Annotated in this window: 19 protein-coding genes; 2 read left to right on the forward strand and 17 right to left on the reverse strand. The window is 72.6% G+C overall.

The genetic code is table 11. The annotated features are described in order from the left end of the window. Window positions 1-313 precede the first annotated feature (313 nt). Window positions 314-2,074, forward strand: a complete 1,761-nt coding sequence (locus tag IE251_RS22145) for a M28 family peptidase (protein WP_189754740.1) — start codon at window positions 314-316, stop codon at window positions 2,072-2,074. A 104-nt stretch (window positions 2,075-2,178) separates the two neighbouring features. Here the strand turns inward: IE251_RS22145 and IE251_RS22150 are convergent, their stop codons facing one another. The 3 genes from IE251_RS22150 to IE251_RS22160 all read right to left on the reverse strand — a co-directional run bounded on the left by IE251_RS22150 (window position 2,179) and on the right by IE251_RS22160 (window position 4,803). Then, entirely contained in the window at window positions 2,179-2,499 is a 321-nt protein-coding gene (locus IE251_RS22150) for a DUF6191 domain-containing protein (RefSeq protein ID WP_189754741.1), read from the reverse strand. 9 nt (window positions 2,500-2,508) lie between these two features. Further along, a complete protein-coding gene (locus IE251_RS22155; RefSeq protein ID WP_373302037.1) occupies window positions 2,509-3,279 on the reverse strand; it encodes a restriction endonuclease in 771 nt (256 codons plus the stop codon). Between the two features lie 183 nt (window positions 3,280-3,462). Then, a complete protein-coding gene (locus IE251_RS22160) occupies window positions 3,463-4,803 on the reverse strand; it encodes a hypothetical protein (protein ID WP_189754742.1) in 1,341 nt (446 codons plus the stop codon). A gap of 144 nt (window positions 4,804-4,947) precedes the next feature. Here IE251_RS22160 and IE251_RS22165 point away from each other — a divergent pair, with 144 nt between their 5' ends. Further along, window positions 4,948-6,066, forward strand: a complete 1,119-nt coding sequence (locus tag IE251_RS22165) for an SGNH/GDSL hydrolase family protein (protein ID WP_229896885.1) — start codon at window positions 4,948-4,950, stop codon at window positions 6,064-6,066. Between the two features lie 149 nt (window positions 6,067-6,215). Here IE251_RS22165 and IE251_RS22170 read toward each other — a convergent pair whose 3' ends face one another. The 14 genes from IE251_RS22170 to IE251_RS22235 form a co-directional block, all read right to left on the reverse strand. Further along, a complete protein-coding gene (locus IE251_RS22170) occupies window positions 6,216-7,484 on the reverse strand; it encodes a lytic transglycosylase domain-containing protein (RefSeq protein ID WP_189754743.1) in 1,269 nt (422 codons plus the stop codon). Window positions 7,485-7,548: 64 nt separating this feature from the next. After that, the gene (locus tag IE251_RS22175; RefSeq protein ID WP_189754744.1) at window positions 7,549-8,400 is read right to left on the reverse strand and encodes a hypothetical protein; all 852 of its coding nucleotides are present in this window, start codon (window positions 8,398-8,400) and stop codon (window positions 7,549-7,551) included. Between the two features lie 44 nt (window positions 8,401-8,444). Beyond that, entirely contained in the window at window positions 8,445-8,993 is a 549-nt protein-coding gene (locus IE251_RS22180; protein ID WP_189754745.1) for an Rv1363c family protein, read from the reverse strand. 26 nt (window positions 8,994-9,019) lie between these two features. Continuing rightward, on the reverse strand, window positions 9,020-9,799 hold the full coding sequence (locus IE251_RS22185; protein WP_229896886.1) for a hypothetical protein: 780 nt from the start codon (window positions 9,797-9,799) through the stop codon (window positions 9,020-9,022). Beyond that, window positions 9,796-10,308: a hypothetical protein gene (locus IE251_RS22190; RefSeq protein ID WP_189754746.1), complete on the reverse strand. Its 513-nt coding sequence runs from the start codon at window positions 10,306-10,308 to the stop codon at window positions 9,796-9,798. The genes IE251_RS22185 and IE251_RS22190 overlap by 4 nt, the downstream gene beginning before the upstream one ends. Next, window positions 10,305-11,582, reverse strand: coding sequence for an MCE family protein (locus IE251_RS22195; protein WP_189754747.1), 1,278 nt, complete (start codon window positions 11,580-11,582; stop codon window positions 10,305-10,307). Before IE251_RS22195 ends, IE251_RS22190 begins: the two co-directional genes overlap by 4 nt. Next, a complete protein-coding gene (locus IE251_RS22200) occupies window positions 11,579-12,856 on the reverse strand; it encodes an MCE family protein (protein ID WP_189754748.1) in 1,278 nt (425 codons plus the stop codon). The genes IE251_RS22195 and IE251_RS22200 overlap by 4 nt, the downstream gene beginning before the upstream one ends. Further along, window positions 12,853-13,875, reverse strand: a complete 1,023-nt coding sequence (locus tag IE251_RS22205) for an MCE family protein (protein WP_189754749.1) — start codon at window positions 13,873-13,875, stop codon at window positions 12,853-12,855. Before IE251_RS22205 ends, IE251_RS22200 begins: the two co-directional genes overlap by 4 nt. Then, window positions 13,872-14,960 carry an MCE family protein gene (locus IE251_RS22210; RefSeq protein ID WP_189754750.1) on the reverse strand — a complete coding sequence of 363 codons (1,089 nt, stop codon included), beginning with the start codon at window positions 14,958-14,960 and terminating at the stop codon, window positions 13,872-13,874. Before IE251_RS22210 ends, IE251_RS22205 begins: the two co-directional genes overlap by 4 nt. Next, complete coding sequence (locus tag IE251_RS22215) at window positions 14,957-16,015, reverse strand: MCE family protein (protein WP_189754751.1); 1,059 nt, start codon at window positions 16,013-16,015, stop codon at window positions 14,957-14,959. Before IE251_RS22215 ends, IE251_RS22210 begins: the two co-directional genes overlap by 4 nt. After that, entirely contained in the window at window positions 16,012-17,265 is a 1,254-nt protein-coding gene (locus tag IE251_RS22220; protein ID WP_189754752.1) for an MCE family protein, read from the reverse strand. The genes IE251_RS22215 and IE251_RS22220 overlap by 4 nt, the downstream gene beginning before the upstream one ends. A 1-nt stretch (window position 17,266) precedes the next feature. Then, window positions 17,267-18,073, reverse strand: coding sequence for an MlaE family ABC transporter permease (locus tag IE251_RS22225; RefSeq protein ID WP_189754753.1), 807 nt, complete (start codon window positions 18,071-18,073; stop codon window positions 17,267-17,269). A gap of 6 nt (window positions 18,074-18,079) precedes the next feature. Beyond that, window positions 18,080-18,844, reverse strand: a complete 765-nt coding sequence (locus tag IE251_RS22230; protein WP_189754754.1) for an MlaE family ABC transporter permease — start codon at window positions 18,842-18,844, stop codon at window positions 18,080-18,082. Beyond that, window positions 18,841-19,845 (reverse strand): ABC transporter ATP-binding protein, encoded by a 1,005-nt coding sequence (locus tag IE251_RS22235; RefSeq protein WP_189754755.1) that lies wholly within the window; start codon window positions 19,843-19,845, stop codon window positions 18,841-18,843. Before IE251_RS22235 ends, IE251_RS22230 begins: the two co-directional genes overlap by 4 nt. Window positions 19,846-20,104: the final 259 nt, after the last annotated feature.

Here is a 20,104-nt window from a genome sequence, read left to right on the forward strand (position 1 = left end):
AGAGCCGTCATCCGGACCCGGACGCGGGGCGGCGGATCTGGCCGGGTGCGGACGCGCCGGTTTCGGCCGGGGGCGCGAGGTGGGCGGGGCCGTTAACCTCGTGGCCGCCCGCCCGGTTCCTCGGGGCCCCGGCGCGCCCGTACGGCATCCGTGCCGGCGTCTGCCGGGAGGACGGGCGGGAGCCACTGATCCGGCCGGTCCCGCACGCCCATGCTTGCCGAGGGCTTGGCATGCGCATGCTCTTCAGGGTGTCGTGGCGCGGCTCACCCGAGTCCGCCGCACGCCCGACGTTTCCTCCACCCCACAAGGAGACATGGTGCTACGACCACGAAGACTGTCCCTGGCGGGCCTGGCGCTGGCCACGGCCGCCGCGGGCCTCACCCTGCTGCCCGCGAGCGCCGAGGCGGCCCCCGCGGGCCACCTCCCCACGGCGGCCCACTCCCCCGCCCTGGCCGCCGCCGCGCCCGACATCGACGTCACCAGGGTGCAGGCGCACCTCACCGAGCTGAACTCCATAGCCACCCGCAACGGCGGCAACCGCCGCTCCACCGGGCAGGGTTACCGCGACTCGGTCGCCTATGTGAAGGGCAAGCTCCAGGCGGCCGGCTACACCGTCACCGAGCAGGCCTGCACCTCCGGCTGCACCAGCGGCGCCGGCCCCAACCTGATCGCCGAGTGGCCCCGCGGCGACGCGTCCAAGGTGTACATGTTCGGCTCCCACCTGGACGGTGTCTCCGCCGGCCCCGGCATCAACGACAACGGCTCCGGCAGCGCCACCCTCCTGGAGGTCGCGCTGAAACTCGCCCAGACCGACCCCGCGATGGCGGCGCGCGTCCGCTTCGGCTGGTGGACGGACGAGGAGCAGGGCCTGAACGGCTCGGACTTCTACGTCCGTTCGCTGACCTCCGCCCAGCGCTCGGCGATCAAGGCGTACTACAACTTCGACATGGTCGCCTCGCCCAACGGCGGCTACTTCATCAACCACATCACCTCGGCCGCCGCCGCTCCGATGAAGGCGTACTGGGACTCGCTGAACCTCCAGCCCGAGGAGAACACCGAGGGCGCGGGCCGCTCCGACGACTACTCCTTCGAGAACTACGGCATCCCGACCTCCGGTTACGCGATGGGCGCGAGCGCCCGCAAGACCTCGGCGCAGGCCGCCAAGTGGGGCGGCACGGCGGGCGCCGCGTACGACGGCTGCTACCACTCCGCGTGCGACACCACCAGCAACATCAACGCCACCGGGCTGAACCGCAGCGCGGACGGTGTCGCCTACACGCTGTGGAAGCAGGCGGTGTCGGACAGCGCCCCGGCGAACGACTTCTCGGTCTCGGTGAACCCGGCCGCCGGCAGCGCCGACCCGGGGACCTCGCTGACCACCACCGTGTCCACGGCCACCACCAGCGGCTCGGCGCAGACGGTGAACCTGTCCGCCTCGGGTGCCCCGGCGGGCGTCACGGTCTCCTTCAGCCCGGCCTCGGTGACCTCGGGTGCCTCGTCCACGGCGACGGTCTCCGTCGGCTCCTCCGTGGCGCCGGGCACCTACCCGCTCACCTTCACCGGCACCGGAACCGCCACGCACAGCGCGTCGTACACGCTGACCGTCAAGGGCGCCGGCGGCTGCACGCCGACCCAGGTGATCTCCAACGGCGGCTTCGAGAGCGGTACGTCGCCGTGGACGGGTGACACCGGCGCGATCGGCACGTTCAGCGGCCAGTCCGCGCACTCCGGGTCCCGGTACGCCTGGCTGGCGGGGTACGGCTACGCCGCCACCGACAGCATCGGCCAGACGGTGACCGTCCCGGCGGGCTGCTCGAAGGCGACCCTGAGGTACTGGCTGCACATCGACACCGCCGAGTCGGGCACCACGGTGTACGACACCTTCCAGGTCAAGGTGAACGGGACCGCCAGGCAGACCTACTCCAACGCCGACGCGGCCACCGGGTACACCGAACGCACCCTGGACCTCGGCCAGTACGCCGGCCAGCAGATCACGCTGACGTTCACGGCCACCGAGGACTCCGGCCTCCAGACCAGCTTCGTCGTCGACGACGCCACCCTGACGACCGGCTGACCACCCGCACGCCCGGGGGGAGCCGGACCGCCGTTCCCGGCTCCCCCGCCACGGACCCCTCCCTCGTACGCGGGAAGGGTCCGTGGCGGCGGCGGTCGCGTCCCCTACCGGCCGCGCCGGGGCATCCGGACCACCACGGTTCCCCCGTCCAGGTCCAGCGTGGTCCTGTTCGGCGGTGCCCCGTCGTCCTCGTCGTCCGGGATGACCAGCGCCGTCTGCCGTTCCCTCAGCTCGTGCCGCTTGCCGGGCGACAGGCTCGCGTGCAGCTGCTCGAATCCGGTCGCCGCTATCTGGCCCTGCCGCGCGCTGTTGCGCCACGGCAGGACTCCGGCCCGGCCCGCGCGCAGCAGCACCTGGTCGGCGAAGGCCAGCAGGGTCAGCACGACGACCAGTCCGGGGAGCGTCATGAAGAAGACGAATGCCATACCCCAGTATCAGGACCGAGTATCAGGACCGAGCAGCCAAGGTGCCGGCCCGGTGCCGTCGTGCCACGCCCGCAGGGCCGGCCGGCCGACACACACGATCCCGCACTGTTCCGCGTACTCGACCGCCGGAGCGGTGAAGTCGCTGGTGGTGACGAGGACCGCGACATCGGCCTCGTGCACGGTGTAGCAGGTGCCGCCGAAGCGCTGGAGGTCCTGCGAGCCGACCCGGTGCCCGTCGCCGTAGCGCTTGCACTGGATGACCACCCGCCGCCCGTCCGGCGCCACGGCCAGCACGTCGGCGCCCAAGTCACCGGCCCCGCCGACGACTTCGACTCCGGTGCAGCCGTCCCGTTCGCACAGCACGGCCACGGCCCGCTCGAACTCGTCGGCGTCCAGGGCGTCGTAGTCGTCCGCGCAGTCGTACCCGGCGGGATCGGCGACGTGGTGGTCGCCGACGGAGGGGGCGGCCGCCACGGGCGCTTCCCACTCCTCCAGTGCCGTGTGCACGCCCTCCTCCAGTGCGGCGGCGGCCCGCCGGGCGGGCCGGGCGCCGAAGAGGCGGTGCCGTCGGCGGCCCCACGCCAGGACGGCGGCGAGACCCGCCAGGCACAGCACGGCCACCCAGGCGGGGCGCCGCTCGGCGGTCCCGGCCAGCGTACGGACGGCGAAGCCGAGGACACACAGGAGCAGGGCGAGCAGCACGAAGAACAGGGCGGTCGAGCGTAGGTCGAACGACCGGCGGCCGGTGCGCGGTCGTATGCGGCGTGCGGGCATGGTCACGAGGTGACGCCCCCTTCCCCTGGCGGAACGTTGAGAAGTCCCGTACCCCGGAACCGATCGCGCGATCACCACCTACGACGACGTGCGGCACGCCCCCTCGTTCCCGGGCCCCGTCCGCCCTCCCGGCCGGGGAGCCACCGAGCGGCATCTCGATTCCCCGCTGCCCGCTCCCGGCACGGAGGTCTACGGCAGGGCCGTCGACCAGTGTTCCATGGCCTTTTCGGCCAGGTAGCGGACCAGCCTGAGGTCGGCGGCCAGGTCCCGTGCCTCCCGGCTGTGCAGGCCCAGCAGGGGCGTACCCCTCTTTCCGCCGCCCTCCTTCATGTGCACGATCCTGTTCCGGATGCCGTACACCCGTGAGGAGATGGCCGCGCGGTAGTCGCTGCCGGGCAGCGGTGCGCCGGAGCCGTCGTCCGCGAGCGTCTCGACGTGCCGGATGACCGCGGAGTCGCTCAGTGTCGTGAACAGGTCCCGGTCACGCAGGAGTCCGGCGACCTCCGCCTGGGTCACCGCCAGGTCGATCACGGCGTCGAGCTGGTTCTGCTCGCTCCCCAGGCTGCGGGTCTTCCGCGGACGCGCGTACGGGGACTGCGCCTGTTCCTGTTTGACGACTCCCTGCCGGGTCATCTCCCGGGTGACGGCCTTCGGCATGTAGAACTCGAGCACCTGGTAGTACTTCAGCCATCGCTCGACCGGGTGACGCCCCGCGGCGTTGCCGGCGCCGTACAGTTCGGCGGTCTCCGGGTCGTACTGCCGCTGGGGGAAACGGAGTTTGGTGGAGTAGGAGGGCCCCCTCCGGCTCCCGAGGCGGTATCCGCTGTCCCAGAGGCGCAGCGAGGCTCCTTGCGCCTTGGCGAGGCCGAAGAGATACGAAGTGCCGTACGCGACCAGCGCCTTCTGCGCCTCGGCCGCGTCCGGGGCCGTCACGCCCGACAGTTCCAGACTCGGCGAGAGGCCTGACCCGTCGCGCGTGTTGTACAGCAGGGACAGTTCGGGCGGGACGGAGACCAGCCGCAGCGACCGGCCGGAGCCGTCCGCCTCCTCGCTCACGCGAAACGCCCCCGTCGAGGCGAGCAGGCCGGCCAGGTCGGCGCCGAGAGGGCCGTCGAGGTCGGCGGCTCGCCGCTGTCGCGGGAGGAGGCCGCGTACCAGAGCGCTGTGGAACTGGTCGAAGTCGCCGATGAGGCGCGCGGTGATCACTCCGCTCTGCGGGTACCAGACGGCGTGGCGCTCGGGCAGCGGGACTCCTGAGCCGACGAGGCGTTCCATGAGGTGGAGCTGCGCAGCCGACCTCAGGCGTATGCGCGGGCCGCCGGCGCCGGTGAAGACGATCCGTGCGTCGTCGCGCCAGCGCCGGCCGTCCCACTTCTGCTTGCCGTCCCACTCGACGACCACGTCGGTGCGTCGGCCCGCGAGGCGCTGAAGACGTTCGACGGCCTCCTGGTACGTGATCCGAGGCGGTTCGAACCACTCTTCCTCGAAGTCGTCCCAGAGGTCGTCGTCGTACTGCGAGTTGTCTTCCACGCGGGCCCCTCCTCCAGGTCAGACCTGAGGAATCCAAGCACACGCCCGGGTGGTTTACCCGGCGCATCCGTCCAGTGATCACACACCCTCGCCTAGCTTCGACCCTGTAGTCACATCGCTACCTTGAGTGAATGGAGACCACGGATGCGATCGACGTCCATGGCCCGACTGGCGGCCCTCACCTCGATGGCCCTGCCGGCCCGTCCGGGGAGGGTCGTGCGGCACCCTGTCTCCCGCCTGCGAGCGGGGGCGCTGGCCGTGGGGCTGGCGCTGGCGATGTCCGCGCTTGTGCCCGCGAATTCCGCCGGTGCGGCTGACGAGTACCAGTGGGCCGCGCTGGGCGACTCGTACACCGCCGGCGGATTCGTCGGGGATCCGCTGCCTCCGCTCGGCAGTGCGTCGCGGGACGGCTGTGACCGCACCAGCGACGCCTATCCCGGCGTGGTCGAGCGGGAGCTGGACGAATTCCCACCGGGCAAGCTCGTGCACCTGACCAACGTCAGCTGCGGCAACGCCACCATCGCCGACATCGCCGACGCCAAGCAGACGCCGATCAGCCCGGTCCAGCCCCCCGCCGGTGGCTGGACCGCGGTGGACCCGCAGATCCGGCGGGCGAAGCTCAACGACGGCACCGACGTCGTCACCATCGGCGTCGGCGGCAACAGCCTGCCGTTCGGCGGCATGCTCCTCAAATGCCTCGAACTGGGCGCGACGCTCGGCAAGACCTGCCGCGAGTACTACACCAGTCCTCCCGAGGGGGAGGAGAGCATCCAGGACAAGCTCGCCAGGGTCCAGGACGAGTACGTCGGAATGCTGGCCAAGGTGCACCAGGCCGCACCCGACGCCAAGGTGATCACCGTCGGCTATCCGGCCGTCCTGCCGGACCAGGGCAGTGACTGCAACCGCCTCTCCCTCACCGAGCTCGGCTCGATCAAGCACGCCGACATCGACTGGCTCCGTGACGAGGTCCTCAAGCCGCTGAACAACACGATCCAGCGGGTCACGTCGTTCTTCGGCGACCGTTACGTCGACGTCTACTCCTCCAGCGTGGGCCACGACGCCTGCCAGCCCGCGGGCACCAAGTGGATCGAGGGGATCTGCGGCGACGCCGAGGACTACTGGCCCGCCAAGCTCCCCGGCACGCTGCTGAACTGCGCTGTCATCCAGAAGCGTGTCACCCTGGTCCACCCCAACGCGGACGGCCACGCCAACACGGCCCTCCACGTCGAACGGGCCATCCGCATCGCCCTCCTCGAACGCTGACGAGCGGGCCGCACTCGACGGCGAGCCCCCGGCGGTCGGCACCTGCCGGGGGCTTGCTCGTGGGAACCCTTCGCACGCGTCGGGTACCTGACGCGACGTTCACGTCCCCGCGGGACCGGTCAGGCGTACACCCTCTCGGCGTCCCCTCCTCACCCGGTGACGGCGGTGGGGCACGGCGCCGGGCTCGGGGAGGGGCTGGGGGCGGGGGACGGGGTGGCGGATTCCGGGGCGCAGTCCTTCGGCCCGGTGGGCGACGGGCTCGGCTCGGCCGTCGGGTCCGGTGAGGTGGACGGTGACGGGCCGCCCGTCGGCTGCCCGGGCGAACGGGAGGGCTCCGGGCTCGCCGGGGGCGTCGTCGGGGCGGAGGGGCTCGGGGCCGGGGAGGCGGAGGTCGGGGCAGGGGCCGGCGAGGGAGCGGAGGGGGACGGCCCGGGACGGGCCGGTGGGGTCGGGTCCGGGCCGACGATGATGTCCCCGTCACCGTCCCCCGCGCCGCCACCGTGAGGGCGGTCGTCCGCGCCGTCGGCGGGCTCGACCGCCGGGGTGTCGCCGCCCGCGCCGGGGCTGCGCGGCGGCACACCCGTGCCGTCCGGTACGGCGTGTACTCCCCCGCTGTAGAACTCCAGCCAGCGCCCGACCAGTTCGAGGTAGAGCCGCGAGTGGTTGTAGCCGAGGATCGCTTCGGCCCGGTCCGCGCTCCGGCCCAGGTCGCGGTCGCCCGCGCACAGGTAGTGTCCGGCCGCCAGGGCCGCGTCGAAGACGTTGTCCGGGTCCGCCCGGCCGTCGCCGTTGCCGTCCGTGCCCCAGCGGGCCCAGGTGGAGGGCAGGAACTGCATCGGCCCCACCGCGCGGTCGTAGAGCCGGTCGCCGTCATAGGACCCGCCGTCGGTGTCCCGGATCAGGGCGAAACCGCGGCCGTCGAGGGCGGGGCCGGTGATCCGGCGGGTGGTGGTGCCGTCCGGGCCGACCGCGCCGCCGCCCGCGTGACCGGACTCGACCTTGCCGATCGCCGCGAGCAGTTCCCAGGGCAGCCGGCAGCCGGGATCGGTCCGGCCGACCGCGGCCTCGGCGGCCCGGTAGGCACGCAGCACGGTGGCCGGGATGCCGGACTGGGAGCGGGTGTCGCGCAGGACTGCCGGGGAGACCACGCCGGACCGGCGGGCCAGGGGCGGCAGTTCGGTGTGGTACGAACCGTCGCCCGGCGGGGCGGGTTCGGCGGACGGGGGGTACGGGGCGTCCGTGGCCGGCAGGTGTTCCTCGTCGGCCGGCGGTGCCGCGTGGGCGTCCTTCACCCCCTCCGTGAGGCCGGGTGCCTGGGACGCGGTGAGGGCGGCCACGACCGTCACGACGAGGGCGGTGGTCCGCAGTCCCTTGCGGGTCCGGCCGGGAAGCGGGCGTCGTACGCGGCGCGGGGACATCGCTGGTGTCACTCCCTGGTTGTCGTCGTGTGGCCTGTTGTGGTTCGCGGGGTCCGCGTCGTCCTCAGCGGCCGAAGGTGTCGATGCCGGAGACGAGCCACCGCCCGTCGCGGAGTACGACGTCCACGGCGAGCATCGCTCCCGCGTACACGCCCTCGTCCTGTTTCCCGCGGGTCCCGGCGGTGCTGACGCTGCTCTGGTCGGCGTAGACCAGGACCCGGGCCCGGTCGCCGTCGATGCGTTCGACCGCGCTGTCGGTGACCGTCGTGGTGATCACCGCCTTCTGTGCGTCGGCCCGCTTGCGGACGTCGGCGAGCAGGGCGCGGTGCTGGGCGACGGCCTTCCCGGTGAGGAGGTCCTCGGCGGCCTTCCGGAGCGCGCCGGGGTCGGTGTGGTCGTAGGAGAAGAGCCGGTCGACGGCTTTGGCGGCCTGTCCCTTGATCTCGCTGGTGCGGGCGAGGTCGGTCAGGGCGGTGTTGCGCAGCGCGGGATCGTCACGCAGGGCCTCGGCCTTGGCGTGCGCCCACCCGGCGAAGCCGCCGAGGAGGAGGGTGAGGGCGCACAGGAGCGCGAGGGCGGTGCGGTGGTGGGTGCGGGGGCGGGGCGCCTCTCCGGCGGCGGGCGGGGTGCCGTCCGCCGTCCGGTCCCGTGCCTCTCCGGCGGCGGGCGTGGAACCGTCCGTCTTCCGGTCCCGTGGCGCGTCCGGGGCTCCGACGGCCGTTCGCGCGGACCGGGGGCGTACGGCCGTGACGGTACGGGGGCGATGTGCCGGCTGCTCGGCCTGCCCCAGTTGCTTCTGCTGCTCCGGTTGCTCCTGCTGTCCCGGTTGCTTCTGCTGCTCCGGGGCGGCGGCGGGCCGGGTGTCGCGCGACTGGCGGCGCCGCTCGCGGTTGATGTGGTGGCGGGTCGTCGACATCGTGCGGAGTCCTCTCGTGCGGGCGGCGGGCGCGGACGGAACGGTCAGCCGGCCGAGGCGCCGCCCACCGGGGCCTGTCCCAGGGCGCTGAGCCGCCACTGGCTCTTGGTGCGGGTGAGTTCGCCGAACATCCGGCTGTCCTTCTCGGTCTTCGCCCCGTCGGACGCCTTGACGGTCACGCGCAGGGCGACCAGCACCCGGGCCCGCCCGGCACGGTCGTCGAGTTCGGTGACGGCGCCCGACAGCACCCGGGCCGTGGTGACCGTCTTCGCCGCCTTCACCTGCTCGGCGAACTGCTTGCGTCCCGAGGCCAGTTGCTCGCGCAGCTCACCGGTGGTGGACGACTCCCACAGGTCGAGGCCGTGGTCCAGGTCCCGGTGGTCGAGGGTGTTGAGGTTCTGCACGGCCTGTTCCCCGGCGGCGAGCGCCTCGTCCCGCTCGGCGGCGTACGCGGACCGGTCGTCGTGGGCCGCTCCGTACCAGTCCTCGCCCGCCCACGCCGCGAAGCCCGCCGCGCAGAGGGCGAGGGCGAGGGACAGGGTGGTCAGTGGCCGGGGACGTCTTCCGGCGGGGACACGCGGGGTGCGTGGCATGAGGTTCTCCCGTCTCTCGCGCACGGTCAGCGGGCCTTGATGTCGACGATCCGCCAACGGTCGTTCTCCAGCCGGGCCGTGACGGTGAGCTGGGCGGCGGCGGTGGTGGCCTTGCCGTTGCCGCGGCGGGAGGTCTGGTCGAGGAACACCAGCAGGCGCGCCCGGTCTCCGTCGAGTTCGATCACGCCGGTGCGTACGGCCTCGGTACTGAGGGTGATCCGCTGGCCGGCGAGGTCGTCGCGGATCCGGGCGAACAGGTCCCGGTACTGGCGGGCCGCCCGGCCGTCGAGCACGGCGCGTGCGGAGCGCTCGGCGGTGGCGGTGCCGTCGGGTGTGTAGGAGAAGACGCGGGCGAGGGCGTTGTCGATCTCCCCCGCGACCCGGGCGGTGGCCTCGGTGTCGGTGAGCGCGCGGTTGCGGGCGGCCTCCGTCGACCTCAGCTGGTGGGCGCCGTAGTGGAAGGCGCATCCGCCGCCCAGGAGTACGGCGACGATCCCGGCCGCCGCGACCCCGCGCAGCCGGCCGCCCCGTGACCTACGGGAATCGCTCCCGCCCCCTTCCGCCCGGTCGGCCCCTTCCACGGGCCTCTCCGACTCCGGGACCTCACCCGCCTGCGGCCCGGCCGGCCCGCCCTCGCGCGCCTCGGCCGCCCCGGAGCCCGTCGGCTCGCCCCCCGGCATCCCGGACTCCGGCCGCGCCGCCTCCTCGACGGGGGCGCCGGCCGTCGTCTCATCGTCGGTGGGGTCGGCCGTCGCGGGGCGGGTGAGGGCCGGTGCCGAGGCACGTCGCGGGCGCGTGAGTCTCATCGGCGCTCCTCCCCGTTCCCGACGAGCGGTACCGCGTTCAGGGCCCGTACCTTCCACTCCCCCGCGTCCGTGCGGGCCAGGACGGCCTCCAGGCGCTTGCGGTCGGTGGTCGGCCGCCTGGTTCCCGCCGGGGTGACCTCGACGGTGACGGTGGCGATGAGCTTGGCCGTGCCGGCGCGGGTGTCGAGCGCGGTGACGGCGGCCTCGGTGACCGTGCCGCGGGCCGAGGCGCCCGCCTTCGGCTCCGTACGCCCCAGTGCGTCGCGCAGCGGCCCGGTCGAGGCGCCGCGCCAGGCCCTGATGCCCGCCTCGGCCCGCTGCCGGGTGGAGGCGTCCAGCGTGGTGAGGACGGTGACGCCCGAGCGGCCCTCGGCGAGCGCCCGGTCCCGCTGCCGGCCGTAGGCGGCCGCGTCGTCGGTGCGGGCCTGCGCGTACGTCCACGCGCCGGTCCCGCAGAAGCCGGTCGCCAGTACGAGTCCCGCTGCCGTGAGAAGCCTGGCCCCCCTCACCGGGTGCTCCCGGTGCCGGGCAGGAGGAGGTCCGCCATGTCCTTCGGCGCCGCCCCGTCCTGGCCCGGCAGGGCGAGGGCGCCGGGCAGCGGGGTGGCGGTGCCGCTCGGTGCCGCCGCGCCGCCGGAGGGCAGGGAGCCGGGCCTCGCCGGGTCGGGGACCGGGCCGCCCTTGGGCGCGTGCGCCGAGCCGCGTACGTTGTAGCCGTCCGCGGCGGAGGCGGTGCACGCCGCGCCGGTGTTGAGGGCGGGCGCGGTGCCGAGGTCGAGCCCGTTGCGGTAGCGGGTGGCGCCGTAACCGGCGGTGCAGGGCAGGGGCTTGAAGAAGGTGACGGCCATGCCGAGGTTCAGCTTCCCTCCGTCGACGGCGGTGGCCCCGGCGGACACGGCCGCCGGGTACTTCACGAGCAGTTCCTCCAGGCCGTGCTGCCGGGTGACGGCGATCTCGGAGGTGGTGAGCAGGTTGGCGAGGACGACGCCGAGGCTCGGGTCGAGGTCCCGCAGGACTCCGCTGACCTGGGTGGCGGCGCCGGGCGCGGCGGCGAGGAGGCGGCGCAGATCCGCGTCGGAGCCCTTGAGGGTGCGGGCCAGTTCCTTGGCTCCGACGGCGAAGTCCCGGATGGCACGGGCCTCTTCGGCCTGGGTGCGCAGCACGGTCTCGCCGTCGGCGAGGAGCCGGGTGGTGGACGGCAGGCCGCGGTCGGCGGCCCGCAGGAAGGCGTCACCGCTGTCGAGCAGTTCCCGCAGATCGTCGCCGTGTCCCTCGAAGGTCTTACCGAACTCGTCCACGACGGTGCGCAGGTCCTCCAGTGGTACGGACCGGGTCAGGTCGTCGATGCCGGCGAGTACGTCCGTGACGGGTGCGGGCACCTGTGTGTCGGACTGTTCGATGCGGGCGCCGTCGGCGAGGTAGGGACCGTCGTCGCCGCGCGGGCGCAGGTCGATGTACTGCTCGCCGACGGCGGAGAGTCCGGCGACCACGGCACGGGCGTCGGCGGGTATGCGCGGGGCGGACTTCTTGATGCGCAGTTCGGCCACGACACCGTCCGCGGTGAGGCCGATCGGACCGACGCGGCCCACGGAGACGCCCCGGTAGGTGACGTCGGAGTGGGTGAACAGGCCGCCGGTCCGCGGCAGTAGAACGTCGACCGTGTAGTAGTCGGCGACGCCGGCGTACCGGCCGAGGTCGGCGTAGCGGATGCCGAGGTAGGAGCAGGCGAGCACGGCGATGAGGAGGAAGGCGAGGTTCTTCAGCCGGACGGCGCGGGTGATCAACCGAGTTCACCTCCCGGCGTGGGCGCCCCGGAGCCGGTACCGGTGGCGGCGGGGGTGGAGGCAGTGGTGGAGACGGCGGGCAGGGGCAGTGGCGAGGAGGGCGTCGGGGCGCTCCGGCGTTGCTTGCCGGTGCCTTCGCGGGCCGTCGTGCCGGGTGGCGCGCTCGCCGTCGGTGAGGGTGTTCCCTGCGGCACCAGCGGCGGGATGATCCGCGTTCCCGGCGCGGCCGTCATGTCCAGGTAGACGTTGAGGTAGTCGCCCTTCACCCCGCGCAGCACCTCGTCGGTGAAGGGGTAGGTGAGCAGCACCTGGAGCGAGTCGGGCAGGTCCGTGCCGGCGTCCGCGAGGGCCTTCAGGGTGGGCGCGATGGCTTTGAGGTCGGCGATCATGTCGTCCTTGCTCGCGTCGATGGTGGCGACGGCGACCTCGGAGAGCGTGTCGAGGGAGCGCAGCATGGTCAGCAGCGAGCCGCGTTGCCGGTCGAGGGTCTTGAGGCCGGGTGAGAGGTCGGTGAGGACGGTGGCGACGTCGTCCTCGCGGGTGGCGAGGGTCGCGGAGAGCCGGTTGACGGCGTCGAGCGCGTCGGTGATGTCGCCCCGGTGGTCGTCGAGGTCGGTCACCAGCGTGTCGACCCGTTCCAGTACGGAGCGGACCTCGCCCTCGCGGCCGCCGAGCGCCTTGTTCAGTTCCCGGGTGATGGTCTTGAGCTGGTTGACGCCGCCGCCGTTGAGCAGCAGGGACAGCGCGCCGAACACCTCCTCGACCTCGGTGTCGCGGCTGGTGCGGGAGACCGGGATGACGGCGCCGTCCGCCAGCCTCCCGGTGCCGGTCCGCCGGGCGGGTGCCACGAGCTGGATGTACTTCTCGCCGAGCAGACTGGACTGTTCGACCCGTGCGGTGGCGTCGGCGGGCAGCCGTACCGCGCCGTTGATCCTCATCGTGACGCGGGCGGACCAGCCGTCGAGTTCGATGCCGGTGACCCGGCCGACGGCGACGTCGTTGACCTTCACCGCTGCCTGCGGCACCAGGCTGAGCACGTCGCTCAGTTCCGCCGTGACGGTGTACGGGTGGTCGCCGAGGTCGGCGCCGCCGGGCAGCGGCAGTTCCTGGATGCCGTCGAAGCGCGTCACGCCGAGGGTGGCCGCGCCGAGGACCAGGACCAGGCCGAGGGCGAGCAGTCCGCCGGCGGTGAGGCGGGCCGCGCCCGGCTTGGTGAGCGTCCGTCTCCGGACCTCCGCGTCCGCCCGTTCGGCGGGCCGGGTACGCAGTCTCATCGCTGTCCCTTCCCGGATGCCGTGATGCCGTCCGTCGGGTACAGCGGCAGCAGCGGGCCGCCCAGGCTGATCTCGTTGAGGTTGGCGCGGCCGTCGAGGGTGCGGGTGTCGGGGTTGTAGGCGTTCACGACGTTGCCCGCGGCCAGCGGCGCCACGTCCAGGGCCTCGGCGAGCGAGGCCCGCTGCTCGACCAGGGTCCGGGTGAGGGGGACGAGCCGGTCCACGTTCTCCTTCAGCGCGCCCCGGTTGTCCTCGATGAAGGTCTTGACCTGGCCCAGGGCGGTGCCGAGTTCGTCCAGGGCGCCCGCGAGGTCGTCCTTGTTGTCGGCGAAGAAGCCGACGACCTCGGCCAGGCGTTCCTGGGCGGTGCGCACGTCGTCGTCCTTGTCCTTGAGCATGGTGGTGAAGGCCTGGAGCCGGCTCAGCGTGTCGAACAGGTCGTCGCTGCTGCCGTCGAGGGTCTTGGCGGCCTTGCCGAACTGCTCGATGCTGTCGCCGATGGCCTCGCCGTTGCCCTGGAGGTTGGCCGCCCCGGTGCGCAGCAGGTCGGACAGCGCGCCGGTGGAGTTGGCGCCGTCCGGGCCGAGCGCCCGGCCGAGTTCGGTGATCGAGTCGTAGAGCTGGTCTATCTCGACGGGGGTGCGGTTGCGGGCGGCGGGCAGGACGGCGCCGTCGGCGAGGGCCGGGCCGTCGCGGTAGGCGGGGGTGAGCTGCACGTACCGGTCGGAGACGACGCTCGGTGCGACGACGACGGCACGGGCGCCGTCGGGCACCTTGACGCCCTCGTCGAGCCGGAGGCCGACCCGTACCGTGGTGCCCTGGGGCCGTACCGACTCCACCTCGCCGACGCGTACGCCGAGGATCCGCAGGTCGGACCCGGCGTAGATGCCGACGGCGCGGTCGAAGTAGGCGGTGAGGCGGGTGCCGTCGGAGCCGAGGACCCGTACGGCGGCGAGCCCGGCGGCGATCAGCACCGTCAGGGCGAGCGCGCAGGCGAGGATTTTTCTGCGTGTGCTCATCGCTGGCCTTTCCCCTCGGCCGTGGTGCGCTGTTTCGGCGGCATGCAGCCGGTCGAGGGCCGGGATGTCTCGGGCAGATAGGCGCGGGGGACGACGCCGCACAGATAGCTGTCGAACCAGCGGCCGTTGCCGAGGGTGTTGCCGATGAGGCGGTAGTACGGGCCGGCCAGCGCGAGGGTCTTGCCGAGCTGGGTGCTGTTCTTCTCCAGGACGGTGGTGACCCGGCCGAGCACCTCGAGGGTGGGGCCCAGCTGGCGGTCGTTGTCCTTGACGAGGCCGCCGAGTTCGGTGCCGAGGTCCCGGCTTCCCTCGAGCAGTGCCTGGATGGCGTCGCGGCGGTCGCGCAGTTCGCCGAGCAGGGAGCCTCCGTCCCGCAGGAGGATCTCGAAACTGGACTTCTTGTCCTTCAGCGTCTGGGTGAACCGGGCGCTGCCGCGCAGGAGTTCGGCGAGTTCGGTGTCGCGCCGGGAGACGGACCTCGACAGCGCGGACAGTCCGTCGGCGGCTTTGCGCACATGGGGCGGGGAGTTCGCGAAGGTCTTGGAGATGGCCTCGAAGCTGTCCGCGAGTTTCCGGGTGTCGAGGGCGTCGATGGTGCCGCCGAGGTCCTGGAGCGCCTGGGTGACGTCGTACGGGGAGGTGGTGCGGGACAGCGGGATGCGGCTGCCGGGGTCCTGGCGGGCGGCGCCGAGCGGGTCGAGCGCCAGGTACTTGTCGCCGAGGACGGTCTTGATGGCGATGGCCGCCGTCGTCCGGTCGCCGATCCAGGCGTCCTCGACCTCGAAGCTGACCTTGACCTTGGGGCCGTCGAGGGCGACTCCGGTGACCTCCCCGACCTTCACGCCGGCGACGCGCACCTCGTCGCCCTCGTCCAGTCCGGCCGCCTCCGTGAAGTCGGCGCTGTAGGTGGTGCCGCCGCCGAACGGCAGCCGGTCCAGCCGCAGGACGAGGAGGGCGAGCAGGGCGAGGACGAGCAGTCCGACGACGCCCACGGCACGGGGGTCCCGCTCCCTGACCGGCTTGAAGCGGGGGCGCCGGGCCGTGCCCGGGCGGCCGGTGCCGCCGCGCCGTGCGAAGCGTCTCATCCGCGGCACCTCGATTCGGTGAGCGCGATACCGGTCGGCGCCTTCGAGCCGTCGGAGGTGGTCACGTTGCTCACCCGGGCCTCGCACAGGTAGAGGTTGAACCAGGATCCGTAGGAGGAGAGCCGGGCCAGGGCGGACATCTTGGCGGGGCTGCGGTCGAGGAAGTCCTGGATCTGCGGGGTGTGTCCGGCCAGGCCGGTCGACAGCCGGCCCAGTTCGCGGATGTCCTTCTTCAGGGGCGCGCGGCCGTCCTGGAGGAGCCCGGCGGTGACGGTGGTCAGCTCGCCCATGGCCTGGACGGCCTCGCCGAGGGGTTTGCGGTCGTCGTTGAAGCCGGTGACGAGGGACCGCAGGGTGGCGACCAGGTCGTCGAAGCCGGCCTCGCGTTCGTTGAGGGTCCGCAGGACGGTGCCGAGGTTATCGACCACCTCGCCGATCACCTTGTCCTTGGCGGCGACGGTGGTGCTGAGCGAGCCGACGTGACGGATCAGGCTGTCGACGGTGGCGCCCTCTCCCTGCAGTACCTGGACGATGGAACCGGCGAGTTCGTTGACGTCCTTCGGGGAGAGTCCTTCGAACAGCGGCTTGAACCCGTTGAAGAGCAGGGTCAGGTCCAGGGCGGGGGTGGTGCGCTCCAGCGGGATGGTGTCGCCCGGCCGGAGGGTGCCGGTGAGGTCGCCGCTGCCCCGGTCGAGGGCCACGTAGCGCTGGCCGACCATGTTGAGGTACTTCACGGCGGCGGTGGCCGACCGCGGCAGCCGGCGGTCCTCGCGGACGGTGAAGGTGACCTGTGCGGTGCGGCGGTGGACGACCCGCACATCGGTCACCTCACCGACCTTCACCCCGGAGATCCGCACGCTCGCGCCCTCGTCCAGGCCGGTGACGTCGGTGAACAGCGCCCGGTACGTGGTGGTGTCGCCGCCGATGCCGGTGTCGGCGACGCTGAGGCCGAGCACGGCGGTGGCGAGGCCGGTCACCACCACGAAGGCGAGCGACTTCAGCAGCGGCCCGGCCAGGGAGCGCCGCCGGGTGTGGGCGTGGTCCGGGGCACTCATCCGAGGGTCACCTCCGTGCCGCGGTAGGCGGGGCCGGCCAGCAGGCTGCTCCAGTCGGGCAGTTCGCCGGGAGGCCGGCCGGTGGCGGGGGCCAGCAGTTCGGTGAGGAGGCCGTTCTCCTGCGGGGTGTTGGCCGGGCCGAGCCCGGCACCGGTTCCCGGGTACGCCGTGAGGGCGGGTTCCGCCGCGGTGCCCAGGTAGGGCACGGGGTGGCAGCGGGGGCCGCCCCCGGCGTCGTAGACCGGGGTGTCGCGGCCGGGGCGGTAGGCGCCGCGCGAGGGCACGGCGGTGACGTCGACGTGGATGCCGGGCCGGTCGGTGCCCTTGCCGAGCGCCTTGTCCATCGCGGGCACGAACTCGGCGAGGGTGCGCAGCGTACAGGGGAAGGACGGGGAGTACTCGGCGAGCAGTTCCAGGGTGGGCCGGCTCGCGGCGCTGAGCCGGATCACGTTGTCCGCGTTCTGCTGGAGGAAGGCGGTCATGTCCTCGGCCGTCCGGGTCGTGGCGCCGAAGGTGCCGGCGAGTTCGGCCTCCTGCTCGGCGAGGGTGCCGCTGGTGGTGGTGAAGTCGGTGAGCGCGGCGAGGATGTCGGGGGCGGCGTCCGCGTAGACATGGCTGACCTTCACCAGTTCCTTGAGGTCGCGGTTGAGCGTGGGCAGCTGGGGGTTGAACCGGCGCAGGTGCGCGTCGAGCCGGGTGAGGGTGGAGCCGAGCCGGTCGCCGCGGCCCTCCAGGGCCTGGGAGACGGCGGAGAGGGTGGCGGAGAGCTTCTGCGGCTGGACCGCGGTGAGCAGCGGCAGCACGTTGTCGAGGACCTGCTGGAGTTCCACGGCGTTCGCGGAGCGGTCCTGCGGGATGACGGCCCCGGCGGCCAGCGGCCGTGGCGAGGGGCGCGCGGGCGGGACGAGCGCGATGTACCGTTCGCCGAACAGCGTGGTCGGCAGCATCTGCGCGCGCACGTCGGACGGTACCCGGTCGAGGGCGCCGGGCTTCATGGCGAGGGTGAGCCGGGCGCCGTCGCCGGTGGCGTGGATGGCGCGGACCTCGCCGACGACGACGCCGCGCAGTTTGACCTCGGCGCCCAGGTGCATCTCGTTGCCGACGCTGCCGGTCTCGACGACCACCGGGGCGGAGGCGGTGAACTTCTTGTCGTAGACGGCGACGGCCAGCCAGATCAGCAGGGCGGGCACCAGCAGGAACACCACCCCGGCGGAGCGGCGGCGCAGCGTGTCGCCTCGTGGTCGGCTCATCTCACCCCGCCACCTTCACGGTCGTGGTCGCGCCCCACAGGGCGAGCGAGAGGAAGAAGTCGGTGACGCTGATCAGCACGATGGCGTTGCGCACGGACCGGCCCACGGCGACGCCGACGCCGGCCGGGCCGCCGGCGGCGCGGTAGCCGTAGTAGCAGTGGGCGAGGATCACCATCACGCTGAAGATCAGCACCTTCAGCACGGACAGGAGCACGTCCGTCGGGGAGAGGAACAGGGCGAAGTAGTGGTCGTACGTGCCCCGGGACTGGCCGTTGAACAGGACGGTCACCAGGCGGGAGGCCACGTAGGAGGAGAGCAGGCCGATCGCGTAGAGGGGGATGATGGCGACGACCCCGGCGATGACGCGGGTGGTGACGAGGTAGGGCATGGAGCGGATGCCCATGCCCTCGAGGGCGTCGACCTCCTCGTTGATGCGCATGGCGCCGAGCTGCGCGGTGAAACCGGCGCCGACGGTGGCGGAGAGGGCGAGTCCGGCGACGAGGGGGGCGATCTCGCGGGTGTTGAAGTAGGCGGAGACGAATCCGGTGAACGCGGCGGTGCCGATCTGTTCGAGGGCCGCGTATCCCTGGAGTCCGACGACGGTCCCGGTGAACAGGGTCATCGCGATCATCACGCCGATGGTGCCGCCGATGACGCCGAGCCCCCCGGTGCCGAAGGCGACCTCGGCGAGGAGGCGCTGGACCTCCTTGAGGTAGCGGCGCAGGGCGCGCGGGATCCACAGCAGGGCCCGGGTGTAGAAGAGCAGGTGGTCGCCGGAGCGGTCGAGCCAGGCGAGCGGGGAGGCCATCGCGGGTCAGCCCCCCTTCGGCGGGACGATCCGGAGGTACAGGACCGTCATCACCATGTTGACGAAGAAGAGCAGGAGGAAGGTGATGACGACGGACTGGTTGACGGCGTCGCCGACCCCCTTGGGACCTCCGCGCGGGTTCAGCCCCCGGTAGGCGGCGACGATGCCCGCGATGAACCCGAAGACCAGGGCCTTGAGTTCGCTGACGTACAGGTCGGCCGGCTGGGCGAGGGAGGAGAAGCTGGACAGGTAGGCGGCGGGGGTGCCGTCCTGCATGATCACGTTGAAGAAGTAGCCGCCGAGCGTGCCGACGACGGAGACCAGGCCGTTGAGCAGGACCGCCACGCCCATGGTGGCCAGCACCCGGGGCACGACCAGGCGCTGCACGGGCGAGACGCCCATGACCTCCATGGCGTCCAGCTCTTCGCGGATCTTGCGGGAGCCCAGGTCGGCGCAGATGGCGGAGCCGCCGGCGCCGGCGATCAGCAGGGCGACGATGAGCGGGCTGGCCTGCTGGACGACGGCGAGCACACTGGCGCCCCCGGTGAAGGACTGGGCGCCCAGTTGCCGGGTGAGCGAGCCGACCTGGAGCGCGATGACCGCGCCGAAGGGGATGGAGACGAGGGCGGCGGGCAGGATGGTGACCCCGGCGACGAACCAGAACTGCTCGATGAACTCGCGGAACTGGAAGGGCCGCCGGAAGATGGCGCGGCCGACCTCGACGGCGAGCGCGAAGAGCCGCCCGGTCTGCCGCAGCGCGCCGCTGATCATGCGCCGCTCCCGGCGGCGGGGATCGGCCGGGTGGGTGCCGCGGCGCTGTCCGCGTAGGTCCGCAGGATGGCGGTGCGGGCGGCGGAGGGCAGTTGGTCGATCATGCGCAGGACCCGTTCACGCCGCCGGGTGACGGCGCGGCGGTGCGGCAGTCCGGGCGACGGCTCCAGCTGCGGAACGATCCTGCGGGGCTCGGCGGCGCGGGCGGTGCTCGCCTCGGCCGCGAGGGTGGCCGCGTCCTTCTCCTCCGACATCCCGATGGGGCCTTCGCGCCGGCCGTCGAGGAACTGGGCGACCACCGGTTCCTCGCTGGTGAGCAGCACCTCGCGCGGGCCGAAGGTGACGAGTTCGCGCCGGAAGAGCATCCCCATGTTGTCGGGCACGGTGGCGGCGATGTCGAGGTTGTGGGTGACGATCAGCATCGTCGCGTCGAGCTGCGCGTTCAGGTCGATCAGCAGCTGGGAGAGGTAGGCGGTGCGGACCGGATCGAGGCCGGAGTCCGGCTCGTCGCAGAGGATGATCTGCGGGTCCAGTACGAGCGCGCGGGCCAGTCCGGCCCGTTTGCGCATGCCTCCGCTGATCTCCCCCGGCAGTTTGCCCTCCGCGCCCAGCAGTCCGACGATCTCGATCCGCTCCATGACGATGCGGCGGATCTCGGACTCCTTCTTGCGGGTGTGCTCGCGCAACGGGAAGGCAATATTGTCGAACAGCGACATGGATCCGAACAGGGCCCCGTCCTGGAACATGAGCCCGAATAACTTACGGGTCTCGTAGATTTCCCGCTCGGGGCTGTTCACCATGTCCACTCCATTGATGAGCACCCGGCCTTTCTCGGGTTTGAGCAGCCCGACGAGCGACTTCAGGAAGACGGTCTTCCCGGTGCCGGACGGCCCCAGCATGACGCTTACTTCTCCGGCCGGAAGTGTGAGTGTCACGTCCCGCCAGATGCTCTGCTTACCGAAGGACTTGGTCAGGCCCTCGACCACCACTTCGACGCCCATATCACCTCCAGCGGACTCAGGTCGGTTCCGTGTTCTCGGGTGCGCGGCTCACGTCGGTGCGCACCACGCCGGCATCGGGTGCGGTTCCCCAACCCCCGCCGCCGGCCCGGCGTTTGTCACTCCGCAGACAACCTCGCTCCGTCCGTCCGTGCCTCGGCGCGGACGGGCGGGCCGGCGGCCGGAGGGCATCCGCCACGGCTCGGCCGGCGGGGGTCGCCGACCTGGCACCGAGCACCGCACCGGCACGTTACGGCCGAGT

Origin of the sequence: Streptomyces eurythermus (genome assembly GCF_014649115.1) — a bacterium.
In the GTDB taxonomy this organism is placed as follows: Bacteria; Actinomycetota; Actinomycetes; order Streptomycetales; family Streptomycetaceae; genus Streptomyces; species Streptomyces eurythermus.

What these genes read in the sequence shown, in the direction of transcription:
- IE251_RS22150 (WP_189754741.1), bottom strand. Translation starts at nt 2,499, where the DNA reads ATGGCATTCGTCTTCTTCATGACGCTCCCCGGACTGGTCGTCGTGCTG.
- IE251_RS22210 (WP_189754750.1), bottom strand. Translation starts at nt 14,960, where the DNA reads ATGAGACGCTTCGCACGGCGCGGCGGCACCGGCCGCCCGGGCACGGCC.
- IE251_RS22175 (WP_189754744.1), bottom strand. Translation starts at nt 8,400, where the DNA reads ATGTCGACGACCCGCCACCACATCAACCGCGAGCGGCGCCGCCAGTCG.
- IE251_RS22205 (WP_189754749.1), bottom strand. Translation starts at nt 13,875, where the DNA reads ATGAGCACACGCAGAAAAATCCTCGCCTGCGCGCTCGCCCTGACGGTG.
- IE251_RS22235 (WP_189754755.1), bottom strand. Translation starts at nt 19,845, where the DNA reads ATGGGCGTCGAAGTGGTGGTCGAGGGCCTGACCAAGTCCTTCGGTAAG.
- IE251_RS22170 (WP_189754743.1), bottom strand. Translation starts at nt 7,484, where the DNA reads ATGTCCCCGCGCCGCGTACGACGCCCGCTTCCCGGCCGGACCCGCAAG.
- IE251_RS22230 (WP_189754754.1), bottom strand. Translation starts at nt 18,844, where the DNA reads ATGATCAGCGGCGCGCTGCGGCAGACCGGGCGGCTCTTCGCGCTCGCC.
- IE251_RS22145 (WP_189754740.1), top strand. Translation starts at nt 314, where the DNA reads ATGGTGCTACGACCACGAAGACTGTCCCTGGCGGGCCTGGCGCTGGCC.
- IE251_RS22180 (WP_189754745.1), bottom strand. Translation starts at nt 8,993, where the DNA reads ATGCCACGCACCCCGCGTGTCCCCGCCGGAAGACGTCCCCGGCCACTG.
- IE251_RS22215 (WP_189754751.1), bottom strand. Translation starts at nt 16,015, where the DNA reads ATGAGTGCCCCGGACCACGCCCACACCCGGCGGCGCTCCCTGGCCGGG.
- IE251_RS22165 (WP_229896885.1), top strand. Translation starts at nt 4,948, where the DNA reads ATGCGATCGACGTCCATGGCCCGACTGGCGGCCCTCACCTCGATGGCC.
- IE251_RS22200 (WP_189754748.1), bottom strand. Translation starts at nt 12,856, where the DNA reads ATGAGACTGCGTACCCGGCCCGCCGAACGGGCGGACGCGGAGGTCCGG.
- IE251_RS22185 (WP_229896886.1), bottom strand. Translation starts at nt 9,799, where the DNA reads ATGAGACTCACGCGCCCGCGACGTGCCTCGGCACCGGCCCTCACCCGC.
- IE251_RS22225 (WP_189754753.1), bottom strand. Translation starts at nt 18,073, where the DNA reads ATGGCCTCCCCGCTCGCCTGGCTCGACCGCTCCGGCGACCACCTGCTC.
- IE251_RS22220 (WP_189754752.1), bottom strand. Translation starts at nt 17,265, where the DNA reads ATGAGCCGACCACGAGGCGACACGCTGCGCCGCCGCTCCGCCGGGGTG.